The following is a 9580-nucleotide window of genomic DNA, read 5'->3' on the forward strand; positions in this document are numbered from 1 at the left end:
ACCAGCTCCGTGCCGGTCTGGAACAGGTGCGCGTCCGAGGCGCTGCCTTCTCCGGGAGCCCAGCAATCGACATACCGGGCCAGTAGTGTCGCTCCGATGCGGCATCTGCAGCAGGAAGCTGGCAGATATCGCTTACTGATGCAGTCCTAACTGTCACGACAATCCGGCGTGAAAAGTTCCCGATTTGTTGGGGACTACGTAAGCCGCGTCAGCCATCGCCCTCGTGTGCGACAATTGACTCCAGCGCATCGTAGGCCGCGGGATCGCCGGCCAGGAAGCGCTGGAAGCGCGCCCCGTCCTCGGCCGCGGCCGCGTTCCAGCGCGCGACGTTGGCCCGACTCATCCCGGCGGCGCGGGCCAGGGCGCCGTCGCGGATCCACCCGGCGAGGGCGCGCGCGGCCGCGTCGGGCTGCTCCGGCCGGATCAGCAGGGCCGACCCGCCCAGCACCTCGCGGAAGACCGGGTCGTCCGGCGCCACCACCGGCAGGCCGCCGTGCTGCACCTCCAGCAGCGGCAGGCCGAGCCCCTCCGCCTTGGAGGTGGAGAGCAGCAGGTGGCACGAGCCCGCGAGGGCGCGCAGTTCGGCGTCGGTGAGGTATCCGTGGCGGTGCAGGAACGGCGGCGGTGCCTCCAGGAAGGCGTGCCGCCCCCAGCCGACCCGGCCGACGAGATGGAGTTCCGCCGGGATGCCGGCGCGGATCAGCGCCGCCGTCAGCGCGAGGGTCGCCGGATAGTTCTTGCGCGGCTCGATGGTGCCGATGGCCAGGATCCGCAGCGTCCGGCCCGGCGCGTAGGCCGCCGGTCCGGGCAGGTCCTCCAGGCCGAAGGCGTCGCGGACGGGCGGCCGCAGCAGCGCGACGCGGGCGCGCCTGGCACAGAGCGCGCGCACGTCCGCCCCGGTGGTGCGGCTGTTGACGAACAGGTTCGGGCACCAGCGCAGGGCCAGGGCGAAGCTCGGGCTCATGTAGAGCCGGCTGCGCAGGCTCAGATCCTCCTTCCGCGTGAGCAGGAAGGTGTCGTGGACGTAGAGCAGGCAGCGCGACGCCGCGACGGCGCAGAGCGGCCCGGGCGGGAAGCCCGGGAACAGGAACAGGGCGTCCCGATCCGTCAGCGCCCGCGCCGGCAGTCCGAGCTGCTGCGCGGCGATCATGCCGGGCAGGGAGCCCGCGGTCACCGGCCGCACCGCGTGCGGGGCGAGCCGGTCGGGAGCGAACAGGTCGAGGGTGACCCGCTCGATCCCCGTCACGTGGTCGCGCAGATGGGTCTGATCGAGGTAGATCCGCCGCCGCCCCGGCGCCGCCCGCGCGCCGCCCGCATCTGCGCCGCTCGCCGTCACGGCGTGCTCCGGCGCAGCGCGCCGGCGAGGTAGAGGCACCGGCGCACGAGGAGCGGCATCCGCCGCCCGAAGACCATCTGCTTGGCCCGCCGCAGGCGGCGCACGAGCGGGCGCGAGACCGTCGGGACGGTGCCGGCCGCGCCCGGCCGCAGGGCCGCCGCGAACGGGAAGTGTCCGAGCATCTCGGGGGCGAAGCGCGGGCCCGTCGCGGCGCTCGGCAGACCCCGACGCCGGAAGACGGCGTCCAGCGACAGCGCCGACGCGGCCGGGCTGTAGCGGCTCTCCAGGGCGATGCGCGCGAAGGCGCCGAGCCGTGTGCGGGCCTCGCGGTCGCCGACCAGCGCGGCCAGCGCCTCCGCGAGGGCGCCGGGCCGCACCGGCACGAGGCGGCCCGACACGCCGTCGATCACCGCGGAGGTCAGGCCGGAGGTGCGGTAGGCGAGCGTCGGCACCCCGCACAGCCCGGCCTCGATGGGCGTCTGCCCGAGGGTCTCGTGGCGGCTGGCGGTGACGTGGAGGTCGCAGGCGCCGTACCACGCGGCCAGGACCGCCTCGTCGGCGATGAGGCCGGGCGCGAACAGGTTCGCGACGCCGAGCCGGGCCGGGTCGTCGAGCCGGCCGATCGCCACCACGCCGACGCCAGGTCCCGCGACGGCCTGAAGCGCGGCCCGGAGGTCGGCGAAGCCCTTGTCGGGCCCGTCGACGATGACCGACGAAACGAGGATCAGGACCTCGTCGGGCGGCAGGCCGAGCGTGCGGCGCAGCGCGGCGCGATCGCCCGGCCGGAACACGGCGGTCGGGAAGGCCAGGCGGACGGGCTCGACCACGCTGCCGGGCGGTGCCAGTTCGCGGGCCCGCGCCAGCGTCCAGTCGGAATTGGCCAGCAGCCAGGGCGCGGAGGACTCGGTCGGTGACCCGGGCGAGGCGCCGGCGAGCACTGCGCGCTTGCGGCCGTGCATCCCGGCGATCCGGCCGGGCGCCAGCTCCGGGTACTCGTCCGGGCCGGGGCAGGCGGCGTCGCAGCCGGACGCGGCGCGCCCGCAGTCGCGGGGGTGGGCACACCGGCCGGTCAGGGGGAAGAGGTCGTGCAGCACGAGGCCGACAGGCACCCGCCGCGCGAGGCGGCCGACAACGTCGAGGCTGCGGGTGGCGCCGTGCAGGTTGCCGGCGAGGACGAGATCGGGGGCGGCCGCCGCGACCGCGGCCTCGGCCCGCGGGAACTCGTCGCTCCATTCGGCGGCCTCGGGGCGCCCGCTCAGCGTCACCTCCGCGACCCTATGGCCCGCGAGCGTCAGCGCCTCGGCCAGGCGGCGCTGGGCCACGCCCGCGCCCCCCCGGGTGCCGGTGCCGGTCAGCGACACGATCGACAGGCCGGCGGCGGGCGGGGGCAGCGGCGCGTCGAGCCTGCGGAGCAGCACCGGGCGGCCGATCAGACTGCGCCGGTTCTCGGGAATCGCCGACCAGGCGGAGGCGGCGTCGAGCATGCCGTCGGCATCGAGGGGCGCGCCGGCCGCGAGGGCGCCCCGCCGCCAGAGAATGCCGTCTGCCGCCGGCACCGGACCTTGCGCGTCCTCCGCGACCCCAGGGCCGTCGAGGCCGCGGACGGCGGCGTCGAACAGGACGCGCAGCCCCGCCACCGCGTGGGCGCCGGTGAGCGCGGCCTCCAGCGCCAGGGCGGTCAGCGCGCCCGGCGCGAGCAGGTCGCCGGCGCGGAGCCAGAACAGAAGCTCCGGGTCGGGATCCGCCAAAACCCGCGCCGCGGCCGCGCGGCCGGCCGTCGGGTCCAGCACGTCGTGCCGCACCTCCAGATAGCCCTGGCGCAGAACCGACGCCACGGTCCCGGCCAGGGCGGCATCCGCGCGGGCCACCGTCACGACGCGGATCCGCGGCCACGGACGCCCGTCGGGCAGCGACCCGGGGCGGGACGGCGCGTGGGCGCTGCGCCCGAGCGGCCAGCCGACGACGCCGTGGGCGGGCGGTGACATGTCTGCGGCGTCGGTCAAGGCGGCTCTGGCGGCGGCTCGGGTCTCGTGCGGGGCGGCAGATTGGACGGGAAGGTTGAAGATTGCCTCTCGGATCGGGCGGCGCCTCAGGCCGCCACGCGGATCCGTGCCGGGCCGGGCTCGATCCGGCCGATCCGGGCGGCCGCCGGGTAACCGGCCGCCCGGACGCGCGCCAGGATCGCGTCGGCGCGGTCGGCCGAGCAGGTCACCAGCAGGCCGCCCGAGGTCTGCGGGTCGGTCAGGAGGTGGCGGCGCCACTCAGGGAGGTCGGCGGGCAGGTCCACCGCCTCGCCGAACGCCGCCCAGTTGCGGTGCGAGGCGCCGGTGACGGCGCCGGCGCGCGCCAGCGCCTCCGCCTGCGGCAGCAGCGGGAGGGCGTCGGCCTCGAGGGCGAGCGTGAGGCCGGCGCCGCGGGCGATCTCCAGGCCGTGCCCGAGGATGCCGAAGCCGGTGACGTCGGTGAGGGCGTGCACGGCGGGATCGGCGGCGAGGTCGGTTCCGATCCGGTTGAGCAGCGTCGTGGTCGCGATGAAGTCGCGGTAGCCGGCCTCGTCGAGGGTCGCCCGCTTGATCGCCGCCGAGTAGACCCCGACCCCGAGGGCCTTGGTGAGCAGGACGGCGTCGCCGGCCACCGCGTCGGCGTTGCGCCGCACCGCCTCGCGGCGGCAGGTCCCGATCACCGCGAGACCGTAGATCGGCTCGGGCGCGTCGATCGAGTGGCCGCCCGCCACCGGGATGCCGGCCTCGGCGCATTGCTCCGCGCCGCCGCGCAGGATCCGCGCGACCACCTCCGGGTCGATCTTGCCCAGCGGCATCCCGAGGATCGCCAGCGCGAAGAGCGGCCGGCCGCCCATGGCGTAGACGTCCGAGATGGCGTTCGTCGCGGCGATCCGGCCGAAATCGACGGGGTCGTCCACCATCGGGGTGAAGAAGTCCGTGGTGGCGATGAGGCAGGTGCCGTCCTCGAGCTCCCACACCGCCGCGTCGTCCGCGGTCTCGTTGCCGACGAGGAGCCGCTCGAACGGGCCCGCCGCCGGCTGCTGGGCGAGGAGCTGGCGCAGGGTGGCCGGGTCGAGCTTGCAGCCGCATCCGCCTCCGTGGGCGAGACTGGTCAGGCGGGGGGCATCGCTCATGGCTGAACTCCGTTCCGGATAACCCGGGGGCCTCGCCGGGTCAGTAGCGCGTTGTCAGCGCGTTGAGCCAGTCCGGCGAGGCCGCGACGGCCGCGGCCTCGACCCGCTTGTCGAGGCCCGTCAGCACCAGCAGGCCGAGCACGACCATCACGGCGCCGAGCGCGGCCTTCGCGGCCCGGCCGGCCGCGGCGAGGCCGCCGCGCCAGCGCAGCAGCGCCTCGCGGGAGACGAATCCGAGGAGCATCAGCGGGGCCGCGGCGCCGATCCCGAAGGCCAGCATGGTCAGGGCGACACCCCCGAGACGCTCGCCCCGCGCCGCCATCAGCGAGGCCGCGCCCAGGGTCGGGCCCACGCAGGGACTCCAGGCCGCGCCGAGCAGCAGCCCCACGGCGAACTGGCCGGACACACCCCCGGAGCCGGCGCCGCCGAAGCGGTCCTCCGCCCAGGCGCCGATCGGGCTGGCCGCCGTCGCGACCCGGGCCTGGAGTCGCGGCAGCATCAGCACCGCGCCCAGGAGCACCAAGAGCACCGCGCCGGCGCGCCGGAACACGTCGCCGTCCAGCCCGACGGTGAAGCCGATCGTCGCGACGAACAGCCCGATGGCGGTGAAGGCGACGGCGAGGCCGGCTGCCAGCGCGACCGGACCGAGGCGATGCTCGGCTGCCGCCGTCCCGAGCACGATGGGGATCAGCGGCAGCACGCAGGGCGAGAGCACCGAGAGCAGGCCGGCCAGGAACGCGAATCCCACCGTTCCCAGCATGCCCCGTGCCCTCCCGCTGGCGCCTCGCCGGGGGAGGCTTCGACCCTGCCGCGCGGGCCGTCAACGCGCCAGGCGGACGCGGGTCCGCGGGAACAAGGCGGCCGCAGGCCGATTTCGGCGGCAATCCGGCGGCGTTGCCAGGCAAGGCGCCGAGGCAAGGCGCCGAGGCGAGGCGCCGGGGCGAGACGCTGAAGCAAGACGCAGAGGCATGGCGGAGCAGAGCGGTGACCATCTTCTTCACGGGCGACACCCATTTCGGCGACCCGCGGGCGCTGCGCTTCGATCACCGGCCCTATCCGGATCTCGAGGCCCACGATGCCGGGCTGATCGCGGCCTGGAACGCGACGGTCTCGCCCGACGACACGGTCTGGCACCTCGGCGATTTCGCCCTCGGACCGAGCGGCGACCGGATCCGCGCGATCCTCGCCGGACTGAACGGCGAGAAGCACCTGATCGTCGGCAACAACGACGGGCCGGACACGCTGACGGCGCCCGGCTGGGCGTCGGTGCGGCACTACGCGGAACTCGCCGTCGAGGGGCGGATGGTGGTGCTCTGCCACTACGCGTTCCGCACCTGGAACGGCATGAGCCGGGGGGCTCTCAACCTCCACGGCCACAGCCACGGCAAGCTCAAGCCGATGCCGAAGCAGTACGATGTCGGCGTCGATCCGATGGGTGCGGCCCCCGTGCAACTCTCGGTAATCCTGACCTCCCGCCTGCGCCGGAAGGCGTGATTCGGCGCGGAACTTTCACGTCAGCTTCACTGTTTCAGCGGACAGAGAGGGAGTGGATCTGAGCCGCTCCGAGAAACCCGGCAGGCCCGCCCGCGGATCTGCCATCACAAACCGTGTGTGAGTGTTCCCGTGAGTGCCAAGTCGGTCACTCTGACCCGCTGCCTCGCCAGCCTTCTGGCAGGCCTCGCCCTGACTTCCGCCGCGTCGGCCCTGCCGTCCTGCATCGAAGCCCAGCGCAAGGTCGACGAGGCGAACGCCCTGCGCTTCCAGGCGCGTCAGGAAGCCCGCCTGGGCGACCACGACCGCGTCTGCGACACGCTCGACGAGGTGGGCGACCGCTACGACGATGCCCGCGACGCGTTCGAGCGATGCGGCGAGGGCGTCGTGGCCATCGATCTCCGCAGCGAGCTGCGGGGTCTGCGGATCGCCAAGAAAATCAACCGCTGCGACTGACCGGGTGCGCGATCGCACCTCGGACGTCCCGTTCCTGAAGCATCACCGCGACACGCGCGACGCTGGTCGCCGAGAAGGTTCTGCGCCGATGACCCCCGCCACGCTCCCGAACGACATTGAGCCCGCCGTCACCCGCACCGGTCCGTCCTTCGCGGCCGCCCTCTGCGGCTTCGTCAGCACCACCGTCGCCACGACGATGCTGCTGATGCTGATCGGCACGTTCTGATTACGGCGCGACCGACCAAAACCTCTGGCGGTTGAACAGCATCTCCTGGGAGCCGATCTTCGGGGCCGGCTCCGTCCGTCGTCCGCAATCGTGCTCGACCGGCTTCGTGACGGCCGCCAGCGTCGCGGGCGCCGCCGGTATCAGACCGAGTCGGGACTGAACTTCGGGCTGCCGCGCCGCCGCGATGGTCAGCACGCAGGCGATCAGGCCGCCGGCAACAGTTCCGAGAACGAAATTCAACATCGGGGTCGGGATCCGGGGGCCGGTTTCTTTCGGCCGCAGAGCGTCGTCGATAACCAACCCGGCGGGATCATGGCGGACGCGGTGCTCACGCGCTTTTAACTCCTGGTCTGCGACAGCTACGCGCTAGCTTGCCTCAGTGGCAGGCCCGACGACGGGGCTGGACCGCCGATGAACTACGCCGCCAACGCCTACGCCAAGACTTCCCACAGCGCGCTGTCGCCCCGCGAGGCCGAATCCGCCGTGCTGCTGAAGGCCGCACAGAAGCTCATCGGCGCCAGTCAGGGGCTCGCCAGCGGCGATGCCGGACGCATCAACGAGGCCCTGACGTTCAACCAGCGGGTCTGGACGCTGCTGACCTCCGAGGCGACGTCCGACGTGAACCCGCTCCCCGCCGACGTGAAGCAGGGCGTCGGCCGCCTGGGCGTGTTCGTGCTCCAGAGCTGCATCGACACCATGATCGCGCCGACGCCCGAGAAGATCGCCACGCTGGTGTCGATCAACAATCACATCGCCGCCGGTCTTCAGGGCAATCCCGGCTGAGGCCGGGCTCTCCCATCAGGGAGCGGCCGCCTGGTCCGGCACGACGGCCTGCGATGCCGAGCCGGCGGCCTCCCACTCGACGAGCTTGCGGCTCAGCTTGAGCGATCGGTAATACTCGCCGGCCTCGACGGCCTGCGCGATCGCGGCGATCTGCCCGGCCGCGGCCGGCGCCAGCCCGAGCAGGTCGGTGGCTTGCCGGAAGAACAGGTCGATGCTCTGTGTGGGGTCGTCGGCGAGGTAGATGACCGTCAGCGTCAGGTGGAGACGCTTGCAGGCCGTGTCGGCCTCGCTCTCCGTGATGATCTCGCTCTCGCGCAGGAACTTGCACTGCGTCTCGATCAGGAAGGTCGAGCGGCGGTCGCCGTTGCGCAGCAGCGCGCCGTTGATGATCAGCCGCTCGAACGGCTTGAGTTCCAGACGCAGGGGCATCGGGTGTTCCTTTCTAGAAGACCCGACGATGTCATTCGCGAACCGTTAACGTTTCGCGAATCTCAGGCGGCCCCGCCACCGTTGCGGCGGCCGGCCACCGTGGTAAACTCAGACAAGTTCCGGTCTACCTTAAAACCTCGAGGAGGTCCGATGGCGGCGCAGCCGGATCAGCGCGCGCGGTATCCGAGCCTCGCCGGCAAGCGCGTCCTCGTGACCGGCGGCGCCTCGGGCATCGGCGCGGGGCTGGTCGAGGCCTTCGTCGGGCAGGGGGCCCGCGTCCTGTTCTGCGATATCGCGGACGATGCGGCCCGCGCCGTGGTGGCCCGTCTCGGGCCCGGCGCCGCGCACGCCCCGCTCTACCGGCGCTGCGACCTGACCGATGTCGACGCGGTCCGCGCGCTGGTCGCCGAGGCCGACGCGGCCCTGGGCGGGCTCGACGTCCTGATCAACAATGCCGGCAACGACGACCGCCACGCCCTCGCGGACGTGACGCCCGCCTACTGGGACGACCGGATGGCGGTGAACCTGCGCCACCTGTTCTTCGCCGCCCAGGCGGCGGTCCCGGCCATGCAGCGCGCCGGCGGCGGCGTGATCCTCAACTTCGGATCGATCAGCTGGCATCTCGGGCTCAGGGAGATGCCGCTCTACCAGACCGCCAAGGCGGCGATCGAGGGGATGACACGCGCCCTGGCCCGCGACCTCGGTCGCGACAACATCCGGGTGGCGACGGTCGTGCCCGGCAACGTTCAGACGCCCCGCCAGGAGCGATGGTACGCGCCGGAGGGCGAGGCGGAGATCGTCGCCGCGCAATGCCTGGACGGGCGGATCCAGCCGGCCGACGTCGCCGCGCTGGTCCTGTTCCTGGCCTCGGACGACGCACGCATGTGCACCGGCCACCCGTACTTCATCGACGCGGGCTGGCGCTGAACCGAAGACGCGCAGGGGCCTGGCCGGGCTGGGCGCGCGGGACCGCGCTCCGGCCCGACCCGCTCGCGTGCCTCAGTCGCAGCTCTCTTTCTTCACGGTCTTCGTATCGCCCATGTCGTTCTCCTTGCGCACCGTCTTGGTGACGCAGCCGTCGCCGTGGTCATGGACGGTCACGGACTTCGACTCGCTCGCCGGGCGATCGACGACGACGGCCGGTCGGTCGCGCTCGATGACGGTGGTCTGGGCCTGCGCGGCGGCGCCGAGGCTCAACAGGGCGGCGGTCGCGAGCAAGGTCATGCGCATGCTGAAACTCCAATACCGATTTCGGTAGCGGGTAACGGCAATGCCAGCTTGGGCGTTCCGCGGATTGTGGCGTCCCGAGGCGGGCCGAACCCGTAAAAAACTCGGCTCGGCCCGCGCGCCGTTCGGCTGACGGGCAGCCGGAGCGACGGCGCCAATGTCCGCGGAAGCCGACCCGTTGCAACCCCGGCGGACTACGTGCGCGGCGCGGCCGGTTCTCAGCCGCCCGTCATCGGCGGGAAGAAGGCGATCTCGCGGGCACCCGCGATCGGCGCGTCCGGCTTGGCATGGGCCCGGTCGATCGCGGCGCGGACGACGCCCGGATCCTCGAAGGCGTAGGCGTACTCCTCGCCGCGGCCCCGGAGCCACCCGACCAGATCGGCGACGGTGGCGACCTCCGGCGGCGGCGCCAGCTCCTCCTCGGAGCGGCCGATCCGCTCGCGGACCCAGGCGAAATAGACGAGCTTCATCGCATCACCGTACCGGAGACAGGGCA

At 73.2% G+C, this 9580-nt stretch carries 13 protein-coding genes; 5 read left to right on the forward strand and 8 right to left on the reverse strand.

What is annotated here, in order from left to right; genetic code table 11:
- Nucleotides 1-208 precede the first annotated feature (208 nt).
- From ME121_RS08520 to ME121_RS08535, 4 genes are all read right to left on the reverse strand, one after another.
- The gene (locus ME121_RS08520; RefSeq protein ID WP_053621195.1) at nt 209-1336 is read right to left on the reverse strand and encodes a glycosyltransferase; all 1128 of its coding nucleotides are present in this window, start codon (nt 1334-1336) and stop codon (nt 209-211) included.
- Entirely contained in the window at nt 1333-3321 is a 1989-nt protein-coding gene (locus ME121_RS08525; RefSeq protein WP_058606419.1) for a glycosyltransferase, read from the reverse strand. The genes ME121_RS08520 and ME121_RS08525 overlap by 4 nt, the downstream gene beginning before the upstream one ends.
- A 104-nt stretch (nt 3322-3425) precedes the next feature.
- On the reverse strand, nt 3426-4472 hold the full coding sequence (gene selD / locus ME121_RS08530) for a selenide, water dikinase SelD (protein WP_012322284.1): 1047 nt from the start codon (nt 4470-4472) through the stop codon (nt 3426-3428).
- 40 nt (nt 4473-4512) lie between these two features.
- Nucleotides 4513-5232 (reverse strand): cytochrome c biogenesis CcdA family protein, encoded by a 720-nt coding sequence (locus tag ME121_RS08535; RefSeq protein WP_029357966.1) that lies wholly within the window; start codon nt 5230-5232, stop codon nt 4513-4515.
- A 224-nt stretch (nt 5233-5456) separates the two neighbouring features.
- Between ME121_RS08535 and ME121_RS08540 the strand changes: the two genes are divergently transcribed.
- From ME121_RS08540 to ME121_RS33460, 3 genes are all read left to right on the forward strand, one after another.
- A complete protein-coding gene (locus tag ME121_RS08540) occupies nt 5457-5966 on the forward strand; it encodes a metallophosphoesterase (RefSeq protein ID WP_012322286.1) in 510 nt (169 codons plus the stop codon).
- Between the two features lie 129 nt (nt 5967-6095).
- The gene (locus ME121_RS08545; RefSeq protein WP_024828113.1) at nt 6096-6419 is read left to right on the forward strand and encodes a hypothetical protein; all 324 of its coding nucleotides are present in this window, start codon (nt 6096-6098) and stop codon (nt 6417-6419) included.
- A gap of 88 nt (nt 6420-6507) precedes the next feature.
- Complete coding sequence (locus tag ME121_RS33460; RefSeq protein ID WP_012322288.1) at nt 6508-6645, forward strand: hypothetical protein; 138 nt, start codon at nt 6508-6510, stop codon at nt 6643-6645.
- Here the strand turns inward: ME121_RS33460 and ME121_RS08550 are convergent, their stop codons facing one another.
- On the reverse strand, nt 6646-6888 hold the full coding sequence (locus tag ME121_RS08550; RefSeq protein ID WP_024828112.1) for a hypothetical protein: 243 nt from the start codon (nt 6886-6888) through the stop codon (nt 6646-6648).
- Between the two features lie 168 nt (nt 6889-7056).
- Between ME121_RS08550 and flaF the strand changes: the two genes are divergently transcribed.
- Nucleotides 7057-7428 (forward strand): flagellar biosynthesis regulator FlaF, encoded by a 372-nt coding sequence (flaF, locus tag ME121_RS08555; RefSeq protein WP_012322290.1) that lies wholly within the window; start codon nt 7057-7059, stop codon nt 7426-7428.
- Between the two features lie 15 nt (nt 7429-7443).
- Here flaF and ME121_RS08560 read toward each other — a convergent pair whose 3' ends face one another.
- Nucleotides 7444-7857, reverse strand: a complete 414-nt coding sequence (locus tag ME121_RS08560; RefSeq protein ID WP_012322291.1) for a flagellar biosynthesis repressor FlbT — start codon at nt 7855-7857, stop codon at nt 7444-7446.
- A gap of 150 nt (nt 7858-8007) precedes the next feature.
- On the opposite strand from ME121_RS08560, the gene xylB reads away from it, so the two are divergent.
- Nucleotides 8008-8784 (forward strand): D-xylose 1-dehydrogenase, encoded by a 777-nt coding sequence (gene xylB, locus ME121_RS08565; protein ID WP_058606422.1) that lies wholly within the window; start codon nt 8008-8010, stop codon nt 8782-8784.
- Nucleotides 8785-8856: 72 nt separating this feature from the next.
- Here the strand turns inward: xylB and ME121_RS08570 are convergent, their stop codons facing one another.
- Complete coding sequence (locus ME121_RS08570) at nt 8857-9087, reverse strand: hypothetical protein (RefSeq protein ID WP_012322293.1); 231 nt, start codon at nt 9085-9087, stop codon at nt 8857-8859.
- A gap of 215 nt (nt 9088-9302) precedes the next feature.
- The gene (gene moaD, locus ME121_RS08575; protein ID WP_029357972.1) at nt 9303-9554 is read right to left on the reverse strand and encodes a molybdopterin converting factor subunit 1; all 252 of its coding nucleotides are present in this window, start codon (nt 9552-9554) and stop codon (nt 9303-9305) included.
- Nucleotides 9555-9580: the final 26 nt, after the last annotated feature.

It is taken from the genome of Methylobacterium sp. ME121, from assembly GCF_000974725.1.
GTDB classification, from domain to species: domain Bacteria; phylum Pseudomonadota; class Alphaproteobacteria; order Rhizobiales; family Beijerinckiaceae; genus Methylobacterium; species Methylobacterium radiotolerans.